Here is a 19,760-nt window from a genome sequence, read left to right as displayed (position 1 = left end):
ATGGGGTTCGCGCGGTTCAGGCGGACGGTCCGGACGGCCCGCCGAGGACCCGTTGGATCAGGGTGACCTCGTCGGCGCCGCTGTCCGGCACGATGAAGTCGTCGAGTCGGCAGATCTCGTCGACCGCGTCGAGGATGTCGTCGGGCGAGGCCGGCGCGGTCCCGCCGTACCAGCCGGGGGTGACGCCCAGGAAGATCCGCCCGACCCGGCCGCCGCCGACGGTGAGGATGTGCCGGTTGAGCTGGCACTGCTCCGAGGCGAGGAAGGTCGCCACCGCGGCCACGTGCTGCGGGTCGAACCGGTCGGTCAACTCGCCCAGGAGGTTCTCGGTCATCCGGGTCGCCGCCGTGGGCGCGATCGCGTTGACCAGGATGCCCCGTCGGGCGCCCTCCAGCGCGAGCACGTTCATCAACCCGATCAGGCCGGTCTTGGCGGCACCGTAGTTGGCCTGGCCGAAGTTGCCGAACAGGCCGGACGACGAACTGGTCAGCACGATCCGGCCGTACCCCTGGGCGACCAGGTGCGGCCAGGCAGGGCGCAGGACGTGGAACGCGCCGGCCAGGTGCACGTCGAGCACCGCGCGGACGTCCTCGTCGGTCATCTTGGCCAGCGTCCGGTCCCGCAGGATGCCGGCGTTGTGGATCACGGCGTCGAGCCGGCCGTAGGCGTCGATCGCCCGGCCGACCAGGTCGGCGCCCCCGGCGGCGGTGGCCACCGAGTCGGTCGAGGCGACGGCGGTGCCGCCGGCCGCGCGGATCTCCGCCACCACCTGATCGGCCGCGCCGGAGGAGCCCGAGCCGTCGACCGTCCCGCCGAGGTCGTTGACGACCACCGACGCGCCGTGCGCGGCGAGGGTCAGGGCGTGCGCCCGACCGATGCCGTTGCCCGCCCCGGTGACGACGACGACCCGGCCGTCGAGGGTGACCCGGGCGCTCATCGCTCGTTCCCCAGGACCGCCACGAACGCGACGCAGGAGCCCGGTTGCCCACCGAGGTTCTGGGCCACCGCCAACCGGGCGTCGGGCACCTGCCGCTCACCGGCCTCCCCGCGCAGTTGGGTGAAGCACTCGAACATCATCCGCAGCCCGGTCGCGCCGATCGGGTGGCCGAACGACTTGAGCCCGCCGTCGGTGTTGACAGGCAGCGCCCCGTCGGGGTCGTAGCGGCCGTCGAGGATGTCCCGCCAGGCCTTGCCGCGGGCGGAGAAACCGAGATCCTCCATCAGCACCACCTCCGTCGGGGTGAAACAGTCGTGCACCTCGGCCAGCGAGATCTGGGTCGCCGGGTCGGTCACCCCGGCCTGCGCGTACGCCTCGCGGGCGGCGGTGACCACCTCGGGGAAGGTGGTGAAGTCGTAGCCGTCGGCGGCCAGCCCGGACCCGGAGCCGGCGACGAAGCTCATCCCGCGCAGGTAGACCGGATTGTCGGTGTACCTGTGGGCGTCCTCGGCCCGGACCAGGATCGCCGCCGCCGCGCCGTCGGAGACGCCCGAGCAGTCCATGACGCCGAGCTGACCGGCGATCCGGGGGGACCGTTCCACCGTCTCGGCGGAGACGGCCCTGCGGAACTGGGCGCGTTCGTTGCGGGCGCCGTTTGCGTGGTTCTTCACCGCGACCCGGGTCATCGCGGCGCGCATCTCCCGCTCGTCGATCCCGTAGGCCGCCTGGTAGGCGGGGGCGAGCAGGGAGAACCCGGCCGGCGCGGTCCAGTCGACGTCGGTGCCGTCGGCGGGTGGGAAGACCGCCGACAGCCCGGAGTACGAGGAGTCCTTGAGCTTCTCCACCCCGGTCGCCATCACCATGTCGTACGCCCCGGAGGCGACCGCGAAGGCCGCGTTGCGCAACGCCTCCGAGCCGGTGGCGCAGTAGTTCTCCACCCGGGTCACCGGCTTGCCGGTCAGCCGCAGCGGTCGGGCCAGGGTCTGCCCGGACAGGCCGGACCCCTGGGTGCCGACCCAGAACGCGTCGACGTCGTCGAGGGTGACGTCGGGCAGCGACCCGACGCACTCCTGCACGGCGTCGACGAGCAGGTCGTCGGCGGAGGAGTTCCAGTGGTCCCGGAACGGGGTGCAGCCCATCGCGACGATCGCGACGTCGTGGGTGGTGCGCCTACTGGCCATCGGCGGTGTCCTTCCCTGGCGCGGCGTCGGCGGGTGCCGGGCGGAGCTTCCAGAAGTAGTTGTGGATCGAGTCGGTGGTCCAGAGCCGGCGGAAGGTGGGGGTCATCGGCATGCCCACCACCACGTCGCCCGGTGCCACGTCGGTGGCGTACGCGCTGAGCCGGCCGCCGCCGTCCACGTCGGCGACGACGATCGCGACGTCCGGTTCCGGCATGGTCGTCAGGTGGTCCCGGGTCACCGAGACCACCCGGGCGGTGCGGTCGCGCAGCGAGACCTTCCCGGTCGCGGCGTCCGACCCGGCGATGCCGCAGGACGCGCAGACCCGACCGGGCGGCGTGGTGACCCGGCCGCAGGCGTCGCACCGGCTGCCCTCCAGCCGGTACTTCCAGCCGGCCCGGCGGTGCATGGGCGGGGCCGCCGGGGCCGGGGCCGCCGGCCGGGCCGGGCCCTGCACGTCGAGCAGCCCACGCCAGCGCAGGTAGCGGCCGTAGCCGAGGCGCTGGCGGGCGGCGAGTTGCGCGCGGACGGAGGGGCCGCCCCGGGCCACGCGTACCCCGTCGCCGACCCGCAGGACGAACGCGTCGGCGCCCTCGGTGGCCGACAGCAGCAGGATGGTCTGGCCGGGTTGCGCCTCGTCGAGCGCCGCCGCGAGCAGCAACCCGGGGTGGGCGGCGCCGGTGAAGCCGGTGGCCCGTTCGATGGTCGCGTCCTGCCCCGTGCCGCCGAGCGCCTTGCGCAGCGCGGTCGCGGCGCGCGGGTTCGACGACGACACGACGACCTGGTCGACGGCGTCGAGGGACGCCTCGGCCAGGGCGCGGCGGACGGTGTCGAGGCCTGCGGCGACGAGGATCTCGGCGGTGAACCGTTCGTCCCAGACCCGGTCGTGCCGTTCTCCGGGCAGCCGCCAGCGGTCCAGCACCTCGGTGGTGTGGCCGGCGCGGGCCAGGAGCACGGCGGCCCGCGCACCGCCGACGAACGCCGCGGCGGCGTCGCCCTGGGCGAGTTCGTCGGGGGCGCCGGGGCGGGTGGTCCGCACGTCGGCCAGGGCCGCCGTGGCGCCGGCTCGGACCACCAGGTCGAGGGCGGACGCGCCGGCCCGGTGGCCGCGCAGGTCGAGCGCGGTGACGCCGGGGTCGAGTCCCAGCGCCTCGTGCGCCACCCCGGCCGAGGTCTTCGCCTCGTACGGCGCGCTGGTGGTGGCCAGCAGCAGGTGCCGTCCGGCCGGGGTGTCGGCGGCGACGTGGCGCAACACCTCGACGGCCATCGTCACGGCGTCCTCGTCGTAGCCGGCGACGCTGCGGGCGGGGCCACCGGTGCGCGGCGGCGTGGTCGGGTCGAGTCTGTTGTCGTCGAGCACGTACGCCGGGAGGTAGGCCGCGTAGGCGTCGATGCCGGGCTGGTCGGGCATGGGGCGCGGGTTCTCCTTCAGCTCCACGAGGGAATGGCGGCGAGCAGGCGTCGGGTGTACTCCTGCTGCGGTTGGTCCAGCACGGTCAGGGCGTCGCCCTGTTCGACGACCCGCCCGCCGCTCATCACCGCGATCCGGTCGCACAGGTCGCTGGCGAGCATCAGGTCGTGGGTGACGAAGAGCAGGCCGATGCCGAGTTCGTCGACCAGGGTGCGGAACAGGTCGACGACCTTGGTCTGGGTGGTGACGTCCAGGGCGGTGGTGCACTCGTCGGCGATCACCAGCGCGGGGCGGGTGACGACGGCGAGCCCGATGGCGACCCGTTGCCGCAGGCCACCGGAGAGCTGGTGGGGGTAGCTGGCCAGCACCCGGGCGGGATCGGAGATCCGCATCTGCGCCAGCACCTCCACCGAGCGCCGTTCGACCTCGGCCCGGGTGATGCCCCGGACGTGCCGGCGCAGCACCTCGGCGAGCTGGGTGCGGACCTTCATCAGCGGGTTCAACGACCGCGACGCGTCCTGGAAGACCATGCCGACGGCGCTGCCCCGGACCCGGTCGGTCCGGTCGACGCCGGGGGCCACCACCTGCTCACCGGCGACCGCGATGCTGCCCCGGTCGACCCGTACGTTGCGGTCGAGCAGGCCGACGACGGCGCGGGCCAGGGTGGTCTTGCCGCTGCCGGACTCGCCGACGACCCCGACGATCTGGCCCCGGCGGATCTCCAGGTCGACGTCGTCGAGCAGGCGCAGCTCGTCGACGGCGAGCCGGGCGGTGATCGACAGCCCGGTGAGCTTCAGCAGTGCGGTCATCGCCGCCTCTTCCGCGGGTCGTGGTGGGTGAGCAGCGCGTCGCCGAGCAGGTTCACCAGCAGCACCAGCCCGGTGATGGCGAGCCCGGGAAAGAAGGCGATCCACCAGGCCTGACTGAGCTCGTCCTGGCCCGACGCCAGCATCGAGCCCCAGCTGTTCATCGGCGGCACCACGCCCAGGCCGAGGAAGCTCAACGCGCTCTCGACCAGGATCGCCGTGCCGACCTGGAGGGTGCCGAGCGCCACGATGGTGCCGGCGAGGTTGGGCAGGACGTGTCGGAAGACGATCCGGGGTTCGGACGCGCCGGCCGCGCGCAGGCCGATGACGAACTGGCGTTCCCGGATCGCCAGGGTCGCCGCCCGGGTGACCCGGGCGCACACCGCCCAGCCGGTGAGCGCCAGCACCAGGAACAGCACCGGCAGCGAGCTGCCCCGGTTGGCGATGATGGCGAGGGCGACCAGGATGAACGGCAGGGCGAGCTGGGCGTCGATGAGGATCGAGATGACCCGGTCGACACCACCCCGGAAGTAGCCGGCCAGCAGGCCGAGCAGTGTGCCGGGCCCGATCGCGACGAGCGCGCCGACCAGGCCGATCACGATGGTCAGCCGACCGGCCGAGACGAACTGGGTGAGCAGGTCCTGGCCGAGCTTGTCGGTGCCGAGGGGGTGCGCCCAGCTGCCGCCGGCGAGGAACGCGGGTGGCCGGCGGGTCGCGGCGAGGTCCTGACCGCCCTCCGGCAGCAGCCCCGTCAGCGGCAGCACGAACACCCCGACGGCGGCCACCGCCAGCGGCAGGGCCAGCCAGAAGACCGAGGTACGCCCGCGCCGGCCGGCCCGGCGGGGCGGCGGCACGGTGCCCGCGACGGGGTCCAGTTCGAGTTGGCTCATGGTCACCTCACCCTCGGGTCGACGATCGAGTGCAGGACGTCGACGAGCAGGTTCAGCACGACGAAGACCAGCGCCCCGAACACGACGATCGCCTGCACCAACGGGAAGTCCCGGAACTGGATGGCCTGCAACGCGAGCTGCCCGAGCCCCGGCCAGGAGTAGACGTACTCGACGGCGACCGCCCCGGAGAGCAGGATGCCGGTCTGGAGCACGACGATCGTCAGGATCGGCATCATCGCGTTGGTGAAGGCGTGCCGCCACACCACCCGGTGGGTGCTGATCCCCCGGGCGCGGGCGGAGTCGATGTACGGCTCGGCCAGCGCGTCGCTCATCGACGCCCGGGTGAGCCGGGCGATGTGCGCCATCGGGTAGACCGACATGGTGAGCGCGGGCAGGACCAGGTGCTTCGGGCTGCCGGACTGCCCGGCGGGCAGCCAGCCGAGTTGTACGGCGAACAGCACCACGAGCATCATCCCGAACCAGAAGACCGGCACCGACTGGCCGAGCAGGGCGACGGTGGAGGCGCCCCGGTCCCACCAGGTGCCCTCCCGGGTCGCCGCGAGCACCCCGAGCGGGATGCCGACCAGTAGGGCGAGGGCCATCCCGGCGCCGACCAGTTGCAGGGTGAACGGCAGCCGGTCGGCGATCATCGCGGTGTTCGACTGGTAGAACTGCAACGACTGGCCGAGGTCGCCGGTGAGCACGCCCTTGAGGTAGTCGAGGTACTGCACGGCGACGGGCAGGTCCAGGCCGAGCTGGTGGCGCAGCGCCTCGCGTTGCTCGGGCGGGGCCATCGGGCCGAGGATGGTGGCGGTCGGGTCACCGGAGAGGCGGCCGAGCAGGAACGCCAGGCTGAGCGCGATGAGCAGCGAGGCGAACAGCGACGCGAGCCGGCCGCCGACGCGGCGTACGGTGCTGGCCTTCATCGGCGGGACCTCCAGCGCGCGCCGGGCATCGCGGCGAGCAGTTCGCGGGTGTAGTCGTTCTCGGGGGCGCCGAAGACCCGGTCGCAGGGCCCTGCCTCGACGACCCGGCCCCGGTGCATCACGTGCACGACGTCGCAGAGCGAACGGACCACGGCCAGGTCGTGGCTGATCATCAGCAGCGCCGCGCCGGTGGTGGTCCGGATCTCCCGCAGCAGGGCCAGCACGTCGGCCTGGACGGAGACGTCGAGGCCGGAGGTCGGTTCGTCGGCGACGATGAGACGCGGTCGCATGAGCAGCGCGCGGGCGATGCAGACCCGCTGTGCCTGGCCCCCGGAGAGCTGGTGGGGGTAGCGGTCGAGCAGGTCCGGGGCGAGCCGGACCCGGCCGAGCAGGTCGGCGTCGTCGATCCAGGAGGTCCGCTCGGGTTGCAGGGCGCGTAGTTCCCGCAGCCCGGACCGGACCGACTGGCGGGGGTCGAGCGAGCCGTGCGGGTCCTGGAAGACCACCTGCACCTCGGGGCGCAGCCGCCGCAGCCGGGTGCGGCTGATCGCCGAGAGCGAGTGGCCGAGCAGCCGGACGTCGCCCCGGCCGCGCGGGCCCAGCCCGGTCGCCGCCATCGCGAGCGTGGTCTTGCCGGAACCGGACTCGCCGACGACGGCGACGCTCTCGCCTGCCGCGATGCGCAGCGACACCTGGTCGACCGCCCGGAAGAGCGCGCCGGTGCCGCCGTCGCGGTGCTCGACGACGAGGTCGTCGACCTCCAGCACGGGGAGGTCCGACGCCGGGGTGCGGGGCTGCCGGGCGTGTGGGGTGGGTGCGCGGGGGGGGGGGGGTGCGGGGGGTGGCCGCCCGCCACCCCCGTCTCCACTACCTCGGACATCGTCAGCGGGTCGTCTTCGTGAAGTCCACGGTGTTCAGCGGGCCGAACACCACGCCGGAGACGCCGGGTCCGTTCGCGTAGTTGAACACCTGCCGGTACAGCGGCACGTAGCAGTGCTTCTGGACCACGCCGATCGTGTTGAGCTGCTCGTAGATCGGGGTGGCCTGCTGGACGTCGTCCTGCTCCAGGGCCTGCTGGGCGAGGGTGTCGATCTGCGGGTCGGGGCAGTTGCCGGTGATCGACTTCGTCTTCATGAAGCCGCTGACGAAGTAGTCCGGCACGGCGACGTTCGGCACCCCGGCGAAGATCGAGATGCCGGGCACCTGGCGGCCGATGATCCGCTTGACCAGCGTGCCGTAGTCCAGCGGCACGTAGCTGACCTTGAAGCCGGCCTTCTCCAGGCTGCCACCGACGGCCTGGGAGACCTCTTCGATGTTGGTGTACTGGGCCGCCGGGTAGGTGATCTGCACGGTCGGGCTCGCCCCGCCGACCAGTTCCTTGGCCTTGGCGACGTCGGCGGTCACGCTCTGCGTCGGCTGCTGGCCGGGCTTGACGTTGAGCAGGCCGGCGTCGGCCACCGCCTGGCCGTCGAAGATTCCCTTGACGATGGCGTCGCGGTCGATGGCCAGGGCCGCCGCCTCGCGCAGCTTGGGGTCGTCGAACGGCGCCTTGGTGGAGTCGAGGAAGGCGATGATCTTGATAGCCGTCTCGGTGCTCACCACGTTGACGCCTGCGGACTTGGCCGCGCTCGCCTGTGCCGGCGGCAGGTCGAAGGAGACGTCCACGCTCTTGCTCTGGATCAGCGCGAGCCGCTGGGCGGCCTCGTTGGCCCAGGTGAAGGTGACACCGGTGTTGGTCGCCTTGGTCCCCCAGTAGTCGGGGTTGCGCTTGACCGAGATGTCCCGGCCGGCGTTCCCGCCCGCCCAGACGTACGGGCCGGTGCCGACGGGTGCGGCGGCGAAGCCTTCCGAGCCCTTCTCCTGGTAGTACTTCGGCGGCACCAGGTAGACGGTGGTGAGCAGGTCGGGGATGTCGTACTGCGGGGTCTTGGTCTTCACCACGACGGTGGTGGCGTCGGGCGCCTCGATGGCGGTGACGTTGCCGAAGTACGACTTGAGCTGCGAGGCCGCGCTGTCGCGGGTGAGGGTGATGGTGTTGGCCACCGCCGCCGCGTCCGCCTTCTCGCCGTTGCTGAAGCTGATGTCGGGACGGACCTTGAACGTCCAGGTCGTCGCGTCGGTGCGGGTCCAGCCGGTGACCAGGCCGGTGTCGGCCGGGGCGAGGTCGCTACCGGTGTTGATCAGGGGTTCGAGCATCGTCGCCCAGACGATCTGGGCGGAACGCGCCCCGACGATCGGGTCGAGGGTGGCCGGCTGAGCGGCGAGCAGCGCCCGGATGGGGGCGGTGTCGGACGAGCCGGTGCTGTCGGAGTCGGAGCCGCCGCAGGCGGTGAGGCCGGCGCTCGCGACGGTCAGGGCGGCGACCAGTGCCAAGGAGCGCCGGGAGCGCAGGGATTTCATGATCATCATGGTGTCCTTCACGGCGATGGACCCGTCATGTCTCCGCGTGAGGCAGCGGTGACGTTCGCCACAAAGTACCGACCAGCCGGTATCAAGTCAACGGGTCGACCGGGTATCCCGCTCGTGACATTCGCGTGACAAAGGCCGGCCGACCAGCGACGTTGTATTCATACCGACCGGTATGTATGATGCTGCCGTGACCATCACCCTCACTCATGGGCACGACGGCCGCCTCGCCCGGGTCCGCTACGACAACGCGGCACGCGGCAACTGCTTCGACAGCGCCGCGCTGCACCACCTCGTCGACACCCTGGAGACCGCCGCAGCCGACGACAGGTGTGCGGTCGTCCGCCTCGACCTGGCAGGGAAGCACTTCTGTGCCGGCTGGGACACCTCCTCCTTCGCCGCGCTGGCCGACGCCACCCGGGAGGCGGTCGCGGCCGACCTGCGGGCCAGCGACGCGGCGCTGCACCGGATCAGACGGCTGCCCGTGCCCGTCGTCGCCGGCGTCCGGGGGCGGATCATCGGGTTCGGCGTCGGTCTGCTCAGCGCCGTGCACCTGCCGGTCGCCGCCACAGACGCCCGGCTGTCCCTCCCGGAGGCGCGGTACGGCTTCGCCCCCGCCGGTGTCGGCCACACGATCGCCCGGTCGGTGCCCCGGCAGCAGGCCTACCACCTGCTGACCGGCGCGGCGACCGCGACCGCCGAACAACTCCTCGGCTGGGGCCTGGTCGTCCGGGTGGTCGCCGACGACGACCTGGACCGGGCGGTGGACGACCTCGTCGACACCCTGCTGGCCGTGCCGGGTGCCACCCTGCGGGCGGTGGTCGAGGTGGTCGAATCGAGCCTGGCCACCGGCACCGCCGACCAGGCGTACGACATCTCGGCGCGCACGGTCGTCGCGGGCCGCACCACCCGGGGAGCAGGCGGATGAGCCCCCGCTTCAAGCCCGGCGAGGCGGTCTGGGTGGAGCTGTGCACCCCCGACCCGCAGCGGGCCGAGGCCTTCTACGGCGCGCTGCTCGGGTGGACGGTCCGCGCCGAACGGCTGGGTGCCACCACCTACCGGATGTGCAGCATCGACGGGCGGGACGTCGCCGGGATCTCCGACGCCACGACCCTGCACGGCGGCCGGCCCCGCGGTTGGCTCGCCTACTTCGCCGTCGACGACGTCGCCGCCTCCGCGCGGCAGGCGGTGGCGCTCGGCGGCGAACTGGTCACGCCACCGCGCTACCTGCCGGCGGCCGGCACCGGTGCGGCGGTCGTCGACCCCTTCGGCGCCGCCTTCGGCCTCTACCAGGGTGAGTCGCGCGTCGGCGTCCAGGCGGTCAACTCGGTGGGCGCGCTGTGCTGGAACGAGCTGGACACCGGCGAGCCCGCCGAGTCGGTGGCCTACTACCGCGCCCTGTTCGGCTACACCACCGCCCAGCGCGACGACTCACCGACCACCCGGCCCTACACCGTCCTGATGCTCGGGGACGTCCCCGTCGCCGGGGTCCTCGCCCTCGACAACGCCTGGCCGAACCTCATCCCGTCGAAGTGGATCACCTACTTCGCCGTCGCGTCCCTCGACGAGGCGCTGGCCCGGGTGACCGCCCTCGGCGGGCTGCCGACCGTCGGGCCGGTCGACAGCCCGCACGGACGCCTGCACCTGGTGAAGGACCCGGACGGTCACACCCTCTGCCTCATCCAGCTCGAAGACGGGCTCCGTCCCGACCACGACTCCTGCGACCCGGCGGTGAACCGATGATGGCCGAGCCCCTGTTCGACTCCGCCGAGTTCCGCCAGGTGTGCGGACACTTCCCCACCGGCGTGACGGCGGTGACTGCGGTGACCGCCGACGGCGTCGTCGCCGCGTTGACCGTGAACTCGTTCACCTCGGTCTCGCTGGAACCGGCGAAGGTGCTCTTCTGCGTCACCAGCTTCTCGTCGAGCTTCCCGGTCCTGCTGGCGTCCGACCGGATCGCGATCCACATCCTCAGTCAGGACCAGCAGGACGTGGCCCGCAGGTTCGCCACCTCCGGCCTGTCCGGGGCCGAACGGCTCGCCGGGGTGTCCTGGGTACCCGGCACGGACGGCGTACCGCTGCTGCCGGACACCCCGGCTATCCTCACCGGGCGGCGCGACGAGGTGGTCACCAGCGGGGACCACGTGATCATCCTGCTCGACGTCGACCAGGTGCACCTGAAGCCGACGGACGTGCCGGCGCTGTCGTTCTACCGCGGGCGGTTCGTCACGCCGTCCCGGACGGCGACCGAGTGAGCGCCGGCAACCGGTCTCAGGCGTCGTAGTAGCGGAACAGGATCTCCGCCACGTAGCAGGGCTGCGACGCCTCGGCGAACTCCACCACCACCGACGCCTTGGCCTGCACCCCGCCGGCCGAGCCCTCCCCCGCCGGGGCGATCGGTGTCGCCGAGACGAGGGTCGCGGTGGCCTGGATCGCGGTGCCCGGCGGCAACGGTCTGATGAACCGGACCCGGTCGAGGCCGTAGTTGACCCCCATCGAGAAGGTCCGCACCTCGAGGATGTCGGCGAGCAGCCGGGGGACGAGCGCCAGGGTCAGGAACCCGTGCACGACGGTGCTGCCGAACGGCCCGGACCGGGCCCGCTCGACGTCGACGTGGATCCACTGGTGGTCCCCGGTGACGTCGGCGAACTGGTCGACCTGCTGCTGGGTCACCACCTGCGGCGCGCTGACGCCCAGTTCCGCGCCGACCAGTTCCAGCAGGTCGCTCGGGGTGTCGACGGTGGTTCGTCTCATGGCGCGCATCGGTGGGACTCCGTTTCCGGTGGTAGGTCCACGGCGGCCGCCTGGCCGGCGAGGTGCGTGGTGAGGGTCGCCCACTCCCGGTCCCAGGCGGCGTCGGTGACCACCGGACGGGCGAGGTCCAGCATCCGCCGGACCGCCGACTGGTCGAGGGCCGCGATCGCCTCGGTCAGCGCGTCGACGTGCGGGACGAGGTGATGGTCGGGCACCGCCGCGCTGACCAGTCCCCGACCTGCGGACTCCTCGGCCGACCAGGTCTCGCCGGTGATCAGCAGGCGGCGGGCGAGCGCCGGGCCGACGGCGAGCGGCAGCAGGGCACTGGACCCCCAGCCGGGTACCTGGCCGACGGCGAGGTGCCGGTCGCCGATCCGGGCGCTGTCGGCGGCGACGGCGAGGTCACAGCCGAGCAGCAGTTCGAGGCCGCCACCGAAGGCCGCCCCGTTGACCGCGGCGACGGTGGGCACCGGGGCCGCCCGGATGCCGCGTACCAGGCGGCGGCCCCGGTCGAGGAAGGTCAGCAGCGCGGGCAGGTCCCCGAGCAGGGCGGTGGCCTCGGCGAGGTCGGCCCCGGCGCAGAAGCTCCGGCCGGTCCCGGTGAGCACGAGCACCCGGACGTCCGGGTCGGCCGCGCCGGCGAGCCACCGTTCGAGCCCGGCCAGCACCGTGCTGTCGCAGGCGTTGCCGGCACCGGGACGGTCGATCCGCGCCCAGAGGGCGGCCCCCCGCCGGGTCAGCACCACGGAGGTCACGTGAGGCTCACGCAGAGCTTGCCGAACCCGGTGCCGGCGAGCATCCGGCCGGCCTGGACGCGGATGTCGGCGAGGTCGACGACGCTGTCGACGGTGGGCCGGACCCGGTGGGTGTCGACGAACCCGACAAGCGCCACGAACTCGTCCAGGGTGCCCATGGTCGCGCCGTGCACGCTGATCTCCCGGGCGAACAGGCGCGGCAGGTCCAACTCGGCGGTGAAACCACTCGTGCCACCGCACACCACGATGGTCCCGCCGGCCCGGGTCGAGCGGGTCGAGTGGGCGAAGGTGGCCGGGCCGACGGTCTCGACGACGATGTCGGCGAGTTCCGGCGTCCGCGCGCCGCTGTCCAGGGCGACGGCCGCGCCGAGGGCCAGCGCCCGCTCCCGCTTGGCCGGGGATCGGGAGGTGACGATCACGGTGGCACCGGCGGCCACCGCGAGGCCGATCGCGGCGGTCGCGACCCCGCCGCCCGCGCCCTGCACCAGTACCACCCGCCCGGGGGCGACCGCCGCCCTGGTGAACAGCATGCGGTACGCGGTGAGCCAGGCCGTCGGGAGGCTGGCCGCCTCGGCCCAGCTCAGCCCGGCCGGTTTGGGGACGAGGTGCGCCGCCGGCACCACGATCCGTTCGGCGAGGACCCCGTGCCCGGCATCGGGGAGCAGCCGCGCGTGGCGGACGGTCCGGCCGTTCGGCGCGGTGGGCAGCACGGGGTAGACGATCACCTCCCGGTCCCCGGCGACGCCGGCCGCGTCGCTGCCGATGACCCGGTGCCCGGCGGGCGGCGTGGTGCCGATGCCACGCAGCGTCCAGATGTCGTGCATGTTGAGCGCGCCGGCCCGGACCTCGACCTCCACCCAGCCCGCAGGCGCCACCGGGGCGGCGAGGTCGCCGACCCGCAGCGCGTCGACCGGGTCGTCGGCGCAGGGCGTCAGGACGTGGGCGGCTCTCATCACGCCGCCGATCCGGCCCGCTCGGTGGGCCCGTTCCAACTCGCCACGTCGGCGAGGTCGGCCCGGGCGGCGGGGCGGAAGTCGAGCCCCCGGGTGTAGGCGACCGGGGCGAGGGTGACGGGTCGCCAGTCGTCGGGCAGGCCGAGCACCTCGCGTACCCGGGTGGCCCGGTGCTGTCGCGCCTGGGCCTGCGGGTCGGCGCGGACACTCGGCGACAACCGGGCGGTGGTCGCCGCCTCGCCGCCGGCCAGAGGCTGCGCGACGGTGGCGTCCCAGATCTCGGTGTACAGCTGGGACAGTTGCCGTTTGAGCGTCGGGTCGTCGACCGCGACGATCCGCCAGTCCTCCAGGTTGGAGCCCATCGGCGCCTGCTGCGCGAGGCGCAGGCACTCCTCGATGACGGCCCGGCCGACGGGTCGGTCGAGGTCCATCCGGCGGCGCACCGCACGGGTGGTGGTCAGCACCTCGTCGATGTCGGTGATCACCTTGCTGCTCATCCGTGGTCCTCTCCGGTGAGGCGGTCGACGGGCTTGTCCCGGTAGGGCAACGGCGTCCCCCACCGGTCGAGATAGCTGACGCTGTCGACGGGCCGGCGGGCCGCGACCCTGAAGTCGGTGCCGACTGTGTACGCGACCGGCAGCATGGTGATCTGCACCGCGTCGTCGGGGATGCCGAGCAGCACGGCGACGGACGCCGCGTGGTGCAGGTGCAGGGTGGTGATCACCGTGCCGAGCCCCCGGGCCCGCAACGCCAGGTTGAACTGCCAGATCGCCGGATAGAGCGACCCGTAGAGGGCGGAGTTGGTGCCGGGGCCACCGGTGGCCGGGTCGGGCCGGGTCGCGCAGGGGATGACGAGGTACGGGGCCCGGCCGATGTTCCGCGCGAGGTGTTCGGCACCGGCGAGGATGCGTGCGGTCCGGGCACTGACCGTGCCGTCGGCGTCGACACCGCCGAGGCGGCCCCGGACGAGGTCGCTGTCCGCGCCCGCCGCGCTGTGCAGCGGCTGGTGCACGTACTTCTGGTAGGCGGCGTGGTAGAGCTTCGCCAACTCGGCCTTGAGGGTCGGGTCGCCGACGACGAGCCAGCGCCAGTCCTCCGCGCCGCCGCCGGTGGGGGCCTGCACCGCGAGTTGCAGGCACTCGCCGATCAGGCCGATCGGCACCGGGCGGTCGTAGTCGAGGCGCAGCCGGACCGACCGGGTGGTGGTCAGCACGTGGTTGAGGTCGGTGAAGGGCAGGGTCATCGACCGACCTCCGCGTCGTGGCCCATCAGGTCGGCGACGTGCAGGGTGTCGCAGTACTCGCGGACCCCGGCGATGCCCCCGGGCTGGACGTCGACGACCCAGAGATAGCGGTTCTGGTAGCGGGAGCCGTCCCCGAGGGTGGCTTCGCCCCGGGCCTCGACGGCGACCAGGGTGTCGTCGACGACCCACCGCTCGGCGGTCACCTCGACGGCGGCCGACCGGTACGCCCCGCCGGCCAGCCGCGCCCGCATCGCGGCGAGTTTGCCGGTCATCGCGACCCGGCCGTGCAACGGGCCGGCGTCGAGGTCGCCCCACCGGTGCTGCCGGCCGAGGTCGCGGCGGCGGCCGGAGTCGGTCCACCAGGTGGCGTCGGCGGTGAACAGCGCGCCGAACGCGTCGAGGTCGCCCCGAGCCAGGGCCGGCCACGGGGCCAGCGCCGTCGCCAACGCCGCGGGCAACGGGAAGCGCCCGCTGCCGTGCGGAGCGAGGACCGGGTCGCCACCGCGTCGGTCCGGGCCGGTGTCCACCCACCAGGTCGCGTCCCCGGCGCACAGCCGGGCCAGGCCCCGAGGCTGCCCCGGTCGAGCGCGGAGATGAAGTCCATGCCTGCCCGGACCGCGCGGGTCATCCGGCCTCCTACATTCCGACTGGTGGGTATCTAACACCTCCGGATCGGACAACTCAAGGGATGCCTTTCATACCGACCGGCTGGTATTATCTCCGGCAGGCATTTCGACGAGGGGGTTTGCGGTGTTCGAGGCGTACCAGTTGCCCGAGGAGCACGCGGCGGTCCGGGAGGCCGTCCGGGCGCTGTGCGACGACAAGGTCGCGCCGCACGCCGCCACCGCCGACGAGACCGGCGAGTTCCCCCGGGCCGGCTACGACGCCCTGCGGGCCGCCGATTTCCACGCCCCGCACATCCCCGTCGAGTACGGCGGCGCGGGGGCGGACGCCCTGGCCACCGCGATCGTGATCGAGGAGGTGGCCCGCGCCTGCGCCTCGTCCGCCCTCATCCCGGCCGGCAACAAGCTCGGCACGATGCCGCTGCTGCTGGCGGGGTCGGAAGAACTCCGGCGTCGCTACCTGCCGCCGGTCGCCTCGGGTGAGGGGATGTTCTCGTACTGCCTGTCGGAGCCGGAGGCGGGCAGTGACGCGGCGTCGATGAGCACCCGGGCGGTGCGTAACGGTGATCACTGGGTGCTCAACGGGGTGAAGCGGTGGATCACCAACGCCGGTGTCTCGGAGTTCTACACGGTGTTCGCGGTGACCGACCCGGCCGCCCGGTCCCGGGGGATCTCGGCGTTCGTGGTGGAGAAGTCCGACCCGGGGGTCAGCTTCGGCACGCCGGAGAAGAAGCTCGGTATCAAGGGCTCCCCGACCCGGGAGGTCTACCTCGACAACGTGCGGATTCCGGCCGACCGGATCATCGGTGAGCCGGGGACCGGGTTCGGCACCGCGATGCGGACCCTGGACCACACCCGGGTGACGATCGCCGCCCAGGCCGTCGGGATCGCCCAGGGCGCACTCGACTACGCCAAGGGTTACGTGCGGGAGCGTAAGCAGTTCGGCAAGGCGGTCGCGGAGTTCCAGGGCGTGCAGTTCATGCTCGCCGACATGGGCATGAAGCTGGAGGCGGCCCGGCAGTTGACGTATGCGGCGGCGGGGAAGTCCGAGCGCGGCGACGCCGACCTGACGTACTTCGGTGCGGCGGCCAAGTGTTTCGCGTCGGACGCGGCGATGGAGATCACCACCGACGCGGTGCAGTTACTGGGCGGGTACGGCTACACCCGCGACTACCCCGTCGAACGCATGATGCGCGACGCCAAGATCACCCAGATCTACGAAGGCACCAACCAGGTCCAACGCATCGTCATGGCCCGCCAGTTGCTCGCCGACTGACGATCGGCTGACGGTCACCCGGCGGACGATCCATCCGCCTGACGGCGGCGTTGCGGGCCGGCGCCCCGTCCGGGCCAGGTCACCGAGCGCCCGTCCCCGACCGCCCACGGGCATGCCGACGCCACCGGATCAGCCACCGGGCCGGGCGGTCAGGCGGACAGGCCCTCCAGCACCATCGCGCTGAACTGGCGGGCCACCTCGTCGACGCTGAGCGGACCACCCACGTTGAGCCACTGGTAGGCCCAGGCGCACATGCCGACCAGCCCGAAGGTGGCGATCCGCGGGTCGACGTCCGCGCGGAACACACCCCGGGTGACGCCGTCGGCGATCATCCCGGCGAAGGCCGCCTCCACCAGCCCACGCTTGCGGGTCACCTCGGCGAACAGGTCACCGGTGAGATAGCGCCGCTCCTGGTAGAAGATCGTCACGTGGGCCCGGTACTCGGCCACGCTGGTGAGGCTGAACCGGATCAGCTCCCGCACCCGGACGGTCGGGTCGTCACTGTCCGCCTCGATCTTCTGGATCGCGGCGAGCTGCGCCTCCAGGTACTCCTCCTGGATGTGCCGCAGCAGGTCGTCCTTGCTGGCGAAGTGGTGGTAGAAGGCACCCTTGGTGAGCTGTGCCTGGTCGGCGATCTCCTGCACCGAGGTACGGTCGAAGCCACGCTGCTCGATCAGCCCCAGCGCACTCGTGATCAACGAGTTGCGGGTGTTCTCCGGGTCGTACCCGTCCGGCCAGCGTTGCCGGCGTCGGGTCGACTCCGGGCGAGACGTCGCACGCGCCATTGGTGGCCTCCTGTCCCGTGTACAGCCACACAATGCTACCGTCCGGTCGGAAGGAACCGAAGAGAGCCACCCCGGTCAATCCGCCCGAGAAGTTTCGCGCACGATCCACCCCCCGGGAAGACCCCCGCAGATGCCAATGGGTCCCACGGGCCGCCAGGGGAGGACCGGTGGTACGGGCCGGACTCAGCGCCCGGTGTTGTTGCCCGGCCGGCCGCGACCGGCCCCCGCAGCCCGGTGGCCGACGCGCGGCGCGCGTACCACCGGGGAGGCTCCCGATCCGGGGCGAAACTCCCGGGCCGCACCGGCCACCATCTCGTCGGGGTCGTCGGCGAGCACCTGCCGCAGGTGCGGCGGAACGACCTCCGACGTCGCCACGGCCATCCGCACCTGCACCGACCGGTCGTCGACCAGAAGGCGCAGATCCGCCTCGTCCAGCGCGACGGCGAGCACCAGCGCGGCGCGGACGTCCGGCACCGGGTCCTGGGCGAGCGCGCTGCGGTGGGCGGCGGTGGTGCGCGGATTGCGGGCCAGCCCCTTGCGCACCCGTGCCGTCCGGTCGGCCAGCAACGCGGTGATCACCTCGGGGTCGTGGGTGTGGATGGCGAGCCGTTCCCGCACCTCGGGTGAGACGTCGGCGACCAGCCGGGCGGCCAACTCGGGCTCCAGGTCCCGCGACTCGGCGAGCAGACCACGAAGCTCCTTGTCCGCGGTCTGCGCCATCACCCGCCGTACCGATTCGTCGCAGGCCGGGTTGCCGGCGACCGCCCAGCGGACCCAACGGTCGGCGTCCTTGACCAGGCGCAGCAGGTTGGCGATCGAGGTCGAGGGGTTCTTCGCCACCGCCTCCCGGACGTGCCGGTCACCGTCACGGGCCAGCGGTCGCAGCGCCTGTGCCGGCGCGTCTGGACGGCTGGCGACCGCCTTGCGGACCACCGCCGACGGGTCGGCGGCCAGGTCGATGAGCGCCAGGTGGGTGGTGCCGGGATCCTGCGCGATGGCGAGTCGGGCGTCGACCCCGCCATCCGTCGCACCCTGCGCCGCGGCACCCGACCCACTGTGACGGTCGGTCCCACCGACGTCCTGCTGCTTGCCCATGGGCGTCATCATGTCACGGGCCGGGTGGGACGCTGCGGGCCCGACCGGCGCTGCGCGGGGCGGTGGAACGATCTGGTGAGGTGACCGCCGAACAGCCTGCCGACGACCTCCGTCCACCCCGGGCCCAGGTCCTGTCGAGATGGACTGCTGGCGACGGTTCGCCGACACCGACCCGGATCCGCCCCCGCACCTGCTGCCGAACCCCTGGCCCCGCCCGCAGGCCAGGGAGACCTTCCTGGCCGGGCTGACCACGTCCACGGCCCACCAGCCGGGCAACACATTGACACTTATCGTTGCCTCGGTGATAGTGACCGCACACCGCCGACCGCCTGCGGGACTGCGGCCGGGTGGTCGACGCGTCCCCGCCGACCCGACCCATGGCCGGCGCCGACCTCCCCGGTCGGGGCCCGGCCGCACAGTCGCCACCGCCGCCGCAGGGGGTGCCATCGCCGACGTCCGCTGGAGGATGCATGACAAGGAGATCGAAGATCTACGCGGGCCTGGTGGCCGCCATCGTGCCGGCGGCCTCCGTGCTCATGGTGCTCGGCGCGACACCGGCCGACGCCGCGGTCGGCGGCTCGGGCCCATATCCGGCCGACTACGAGACCTCGACCAGCCTGCCCAACCACACCATCTTCCGGCCCCAGACCCTGCCGTCGGAACGCCTGCCCATCCTGGTGTGGGGCAACGGTGGCTGCTCGGCCAACGGCCTGTCGCAGGGCAACTTCCTCCGCGAGATCGCCTCCCACGGCTTCCTGGCCATCGCCAACGGCGGGCCGAACGCCTCCGGCTCCACCAACTCGCAGATGCTCACCCAGTCCATCGACTGGGCGGTCGCGGAGAACTCCCGCCAGGGCAGCAAGTACTACAACCGGATCGACACCGGCAAGGTCGCCGTGGCGGGCTTCTCCTGCGGCGGTCTGGAGGCGTACGCCGTCTCCAACGACCCGCGCGTCACCACGACCGGCATCTTCAGCAGCGGCCTGCTCAACGACGCCGACGACTACCAGCTCAGACGGCTCACCAAGCCGATCGCCTACTTCGTCGGCGGGCCCAGCGACATCGCCTACCCGAACGCCGTCGACGACTGGGGCAAGCTGCCGGCCGGGCTGCCCGCCTTCATGGGCAACCTGAACGTCGGCCACGGCGGCACGTACGACCAGCCCAACGGCGGCGAGTTCGGCCGGGTGGCGGTGCTCTACCTCAAGTGGCGACTCAAGGGCGACACCACCGCCGGCAGCAACTTCGTCGGCCCCGACTGCGGGCTGTGCCGCACCCAGTGGACCGTCCAGCAGAAGAACCTGACGCTCGACGGCCCGTCGCCCACCACCCCACCGCCGACCACGCCGCCACCCACGACTCCCCCGCCGACCACGCCGCCGCCGACCACCCCACCGCCCACCACGCCGCCCGGCGGGAACACCGGCTGCACCGCCGGCTACGCAGTGCAGGACCAGTGGAACGGCGGATTCGTCGCCAACGTCAGCGTCACTGCGGGGACCAGCGCGCTCACCGGTTGGCGGGTCACCATCACCCTGCCGGGCGGCACGTCGGTCAGCTCGGTGTGGAACGGCGTCGCCAGCGGGACGAGCGGCACCATCACCGTCACCAACCAGAGCTACAACGGCCGACTGGGCGCGGGGCAGAGCACCAGCTTCGGGTTCCAGGGCACCGGAAGCGGCACCGGCGCCACCGTCACCTGCGCCGGAGGCTGACCACCCA

General features: G+C 72.8%; 21 protein-coding genes. 5 read left to right on the top strand and 16 right to left on the bottom strand.

Features of this window, described 5'->3' with window-relative positions; all coding sequences use genetic code 11:
- Positions 1–16 precede the first annotated feature (16 nt).
- The 8 genes from AC0AIB_RS12910 to AC0AIB_RS12875 all read right to left on the bottom strand — a co-directional run bounded on the left by AC0AIB_RS12910 (position 17) and on the right by AC0AIB_RS12875 (position 8,548).
- Entirely contained in the window at positions 17–937 is a 921-nt protein-coding gene (locus AC0AIB_RS12910; protein ID WP_328346006.1) for an SDR family NAD(P)-dependent oxidoreductase, read from the bottom strand.
- The gene (locus AC0AIB_RS12905) at positions 934–2,118 is read right to left on the bottom strand and encodes an acetyl-CoA acetyltransferase (RefSeq protein WP_328346005.1); all 1,185 of its coding nucleotides are present in this window, start codon (positions 2,116–2,118) and stop codon (positions 934–936) included. Before AC0AIB_RS12905 ends, AC0AIB_RS12910 begins: the two co-directional genes overlap by 4 nt.
- A complete protein-coding gene (locus AC0AIB_RS12900) occupies positions 2,108–3,526 on the bottom strand; it encodes a zinc ribbon domain-containing protein (protein WP_465096730.1) in 1,419 nt (472 codons plus the stop codon). The genes AC0AIB_RS12905 and AC0AIB_RS12900 overlap by 11 nt, the downstream gene beginning before the upstream one ends.
- 17 nt (positions 3,527–3,543) lie before the next feature.
- Positions 3,544–4,335, bottom strand: a complete 792-nt coding sequence (locus tag AC0AIB_RS12895) for an ABC transporter ATP-binding protein (RefSeq protein WP_328346003.1) — start codon at positions 4,333–4,335, stop codon at positions 3,544–3,546.
- Complete coding sequence (locus AC0AIB_RS12890; protein ID WP_328346001.1) at positions 4,332–5,222, bottom strand: ABC transporter permease; 891 nt, start codon at positions 5,220–5,222, stop codon at positions 4,332–4,334. Before AC0AIB_RS12890 ends, AC0AIB_RS12895 begins: the two co-directional genes overlap by 4 nt.
- Positions 5,223–5,224: 2 nt before the next feature.
- Complete coding sequence (locus tag AC0AIB_RS12885) at positions 5,225–6,148, bottom strand: ABC transporter permease (protein WP_328345999.1); 924 nt, start codon at positions 6,146–6,148, stop codon at positions 5,225–5,227.
- Positions 6,145–6,915 (bottom strand): ABC transporter ATP-binding protein, encoded by a 771-nt coding sequence (locus AC0AIB_RS12880; RefSeq protein ID WP_465096729.1) that lies wholly within the window; start codon positions 6,913–6,915, stop codon positions 6,145–6,147. Before AC0AIB_RS12880 ends, AC0AIB_RS12885 begins: the two co-directional genes overlap by 4 nt.
- 115 nt (positions 6,916–7,030) lie before the next feature.
- Positions 7,031–8,548 (bottom strand): ABC transporter substrate-binding protein, encoded by a 1,518-nt coding sequence (locus AC0AIB_RS12875; protein ID WP_328345995.1) that lies wholly within the window; start codon positions 8,546–8,548, stop codon positions 7,031–7,033.
- Positions 8,549–8,744: 196 nt separating this feature from the next.
- On the opposite strand from AC0AIB_RS12875, the gene AC0AIB_RS12870 reads away from it, so the two are divergent.
- Genes AC0AIB_RS12870 through AC0AIB_RS12860 form a run of 3 tightly spaced genes read left to right on the top strand, consistent with a single transcriptional unit; the run spans position 8,745 to position 10,809 of the window.
- Positions 8,745–9,482, top strand: coding sequence for an enoyl-CoA hydratase/isomerase family protein (locus AC0AIB_RS12870; RefSeq protein WP_328345993.1), 738 nt, complete (start codon positions 8,745–8,747; stop codon positions 9,480–9,482).
- A complete protein-coding gene (locus tag AC0AIB_RS12865; protein ID WP_328345992.1) occupies positions 9,479–10,297 on the top strand; it encodes a VOC family protein in 819 nt (272 codons plus the stop codon). Before AC0AIB_RS12870 ends, AC0AIB_RS12865 begins: the two co-directional genes overlap by 4 nt.
- Positions 10,294–10,809 carry a flavin reductase family protein gene (locus tag AC0AIB_RS12860; protein WP_328345991.1) on the top strand — a complete coding sequence of 172 codons (516 nt, stop codon included), beginning with the start codon at positions 10,294–10,296 and terminating at the stop codon, positions 10,807–10,809. The genes AC0AIB_RS12865 and AC0AIB_RS12860 overlap by 4 nt, the downstream gene beginning before the upstream one ends.
- Before the next feature lie 16 nt (positions 10,810–10,825).
- Here the strand turns inward: AC0AIB_RS12860 and AC0AIB_RS12855 are convergent, their stop codons facing one another.
- From AC0AIB_RS12855 to AC0AIB_RS12830, 6 genes are read right to left on the bottom strand one after another with little or no spacing between them, the layout of a single operon-like run.
- Positions 10,826–11,308, bottom strand: coding sequence for a MaoC family dehydratase (locus tag AC0AIB_RS12855; RefSeq protein WP_328345990.1), 483 nt, complete (start codon positions 11,306–11,308; stop codon positions 10,826–10,828).
- Positions 11,305–12,063, bottom strand: a complete 759-nt coding sequence (locus tag AC0AIB_RS12850; RefSeq protein ID WP_328345988.1) for an enoyl-CoA hydratase/isomerase family protein — start codon at positions 12,061–12,063, stop codon at positions 11,305–11,307. Before AC0AIB_RS12850 ends, AC0AIB_RS12855 begins: the two co-directional genes overlap by 4 nt.
- Positions 12,060–13,016 carry a zinc-binding dehydrogenase gene (locus tag AC0AIB_RS12845; protein ID WP_328345986.1) on the bottom strand — a complete coding sequence of 319 codons (957 nt, stop codon included), beginning with the start codon at positions 13,014–13,016 and terminating at the stop codon, positions 12,060–12,062. The genes AC0AIB_RS12850 and AC0AIB_RS12845 overlap by 4 nt, the downstream gene beginning before the upstream one ends.
- On the bottom strand, positions 13,016–13,513 hold the full coding sequence (locus AC0AIB_RS12840; RefSeq protein WP_465096728.1) for a nitroreductase family protein: 498 nt from the start codon (positions 13,511–13,513) through the stop codon (positions 13,016–13,018). The genes AC0AIB_RS12845 and AC0AIB_RS12840 overlap by 1 nt, the downstream gene beginning before the upstream one ends.
- Positions 13,510–14,259 carry a nitroreductase family protein gene (locus tag AC0AIB_RS12835; protein ID WP_465096727.1) on the bottom strand — a complete coding sequence of 250 codons (750 nt, stop codon included), beginning with the start codon at positions 14,257–14,259 and terminating at the stop codon, positions 13,510–13,512. Before AC0AIB_RS12835 ends, AC0AIB_RS12840 begins: the two co-directional genes overlap by 4 nt.
- Positions 14,256–14,786 carry a nuclear transport factor 2 family protein gene (locus AC0AIB_RS12830; protein ID WP_465096726.1) on the bottom strand — a complete coding sequence of 177 codons (531 nt, stop codon included), beginning with the start codon at positions 14,784–14,786 and terminating at the stop codon, positions 14,256–14,258. Before AC0AIB_RS12830 ends, AC0AIB_RS12835 begins: the two co-directional genes overlap by 4 nt.
- A gap of 223 nt (positions 14,787–15,009) precedes the next feature.
- On the opposite strand from AC0AIB_RS12830, the gene AC0AIB_RS12825 reads away from it, so the two are divergent.
- Entirely contained in the window at positions 15,010–16,158 is a 1,149-nt protein-coding gene (locus AC0AIB_RS12825) for an acyl-CoA dehydrogenase family protein (protein WP_465096725.1), read from the top strand.
- 149 nt (positions 16,159–16,307) lie between these two features.
- Here the strand turns inward: AC0AIB_RS12825 and AC0AIB_RS12820 are convergent, their stop codons facing one another.
- Positions 16,308–16,943, bottom strand: a complete 636-nt coding sequence (locus AC0AIB_RS12820; protein ID WP_328345977.1) for a TetR/AcrR family transcriptional regulator — start codon at positions 16,941–16,943, stop codon at positions 16,308–16,310.
- A gap of 183 nt (positions 16,944–17,126) precedes the next feature.
- A complete protein-coding gene (locus AC0AIB_RS12815) occupies positions 17,127–18,038 on the bottom strand; it encodes a hypothetical protein (RefSeq protein WP_328345976.1) in 912 nt (303 codons plus the stop codon).
- A gap of 470 nt (positions 18,039–18,508) precedes the next feature.
- Here AC0AIB_RS12815 and AC0AIB_RS12810 point away from each other — a divergent pair, with 470 nt between their 5' ends.
- A complete protein-coding gene (locus AC0AIB_RS12810) occupies positions 18,509–19,753 on the top strand; it encodes a cellulose binding domain-containing protein (RefSeq protein ID WP_465096724.1) in 1,245 nt (414 codons plus the stop codon).
- Positions 19,754–19,760: the final 7 nt, after the last annotated feature.

The organism is Micromonospora sp. DSM 43699 (assembly GCF_055517075.1).
Note: the sequence above shows the minus strand (reverse complement) of the source record. Positions and strands in the feature narration are given on the sequence as shown.

Excerpts from the sequence above, each read along its gene's own strand:
- AC0AIB_RS12865 (WP_328345992.1), top strand. The coding sequence starts at position 9,479 with ATGAGCCCCCGCTTCAAGCCCGGCGAGGCGGTCTGGGTGGAGCTGTGC.
- AC0AIB_RS12900 (WP_465096730.1), bottom strand. The coding sequence starts at position 3,526 with ATGCCCGACCAGCCCGGCATCGACGCCTACGCGGCCTACCTCCCGGCG.
- AC0AIB_RS12835 (WP_465096727.1), bottom strand. The coding sequence starts at position 14,259 with ATGACCCTGCCCTTCACCGACCTCAACCACGTGCTGACCACCACCCGG.
- AC0AIB_RS12810 (WP_465096724.1), top strand. The coding sequence starts at position 18,509 with ATGACAAGGAGATCGAAGATCTACGCGGGCCTGGTGGCCGCCATCGTG.
- AC0AIB_RS12855 (WP_328345990.1), bottom strand. The coding sequence starts at position 11,308 with ATGAGACGAACCACCGTCGACACCCCGAGCGACCTGCTGGAACTGGTC.
- AC0AIB_RS12905 (WP_328346005.1), bottom strand. The coding sequence starts at position 2,118 with ATGGCCAGTAGGCGCACCACCCACGACGTCGCGATCGTCGCGATGGGC.
- AC0AIB_RS12885 (WP_328345999.1), bottom strand. The coding sequence starts at position 6,148 with ATGAAGGCCAGCACCGTACGCCGCGTCGGCGGCCGGCTCGCGTCGCTG.
- AC0AIB_RS12820 (WP_328345977.1), bottom strand. The coding sequence starts at position 16,943 with ATGGCGCGTGCGACGTCTCGCCCGGAGTCGACCCGACGCCGGCAACGC.
- AC0AIB_RS12890 (WP_328346001.1), bottom strand. The coding sequence starts at position 5,222 with ATGAGCCAACTCGAACTGGACCCCGTCGCGGGCACCGTGCCGCCGCCC.
- AC0AIB_RS12845 (WP_328345986.1), bottom strand. The coding sequence starts at position 13,016 with ATGAGAGCCGCCCACGTCCTGACGCCCTGCGCCGACGACCCGGTCGAC.
- AC0AIB_RS12875 (WP_328345995.1), bottom strand. The coding sequence starts at position 8,548 with ATGAAATCCCTGCGCTCCCGGCGCTCCTTGGCACTGGTCGCCGCCCTG.
- AC0AIB_RS12895 (WP_328346003.1), bottom strand. The coding sequence starts at position 4,335 with ATGACCGCACTGCTGAAGCTCACCGGGCTGTCGATCACCGCCCGGCTC.
- AC0AIB_RS12815 (WP_328345976.1), bottom strand. The coding sequence starts at position 18,038 with ATGGGCAAGCAGCAGGACGTCGGTGGGACCGACCGTCACAGTGGGTCG.
- AC0AIB_RS12840 (WP_465096728.1), bottom strand. The coding sequence starts at position 13,513 with ATGAGCAGCAAGGTGATCACCGACATCGACGAGGTGCTGACCACCACC.
- AC0AIB_RS12860 (WP_328345991.1), top strand. The coding sequence starts at position 10,294 with ATGATGGCCGAGCCCCTGTTCGACTCCGCCGAGTTCCGCCAGGTGTGC.
- AC0AIB_RS12910 (WP_328346006.1), bottom strand. The coding sequence starts at position 937 with ATGAGCGCCCGGGTCACCCTCGACGGCCGGGTCGTCGTCGTCACCGGG.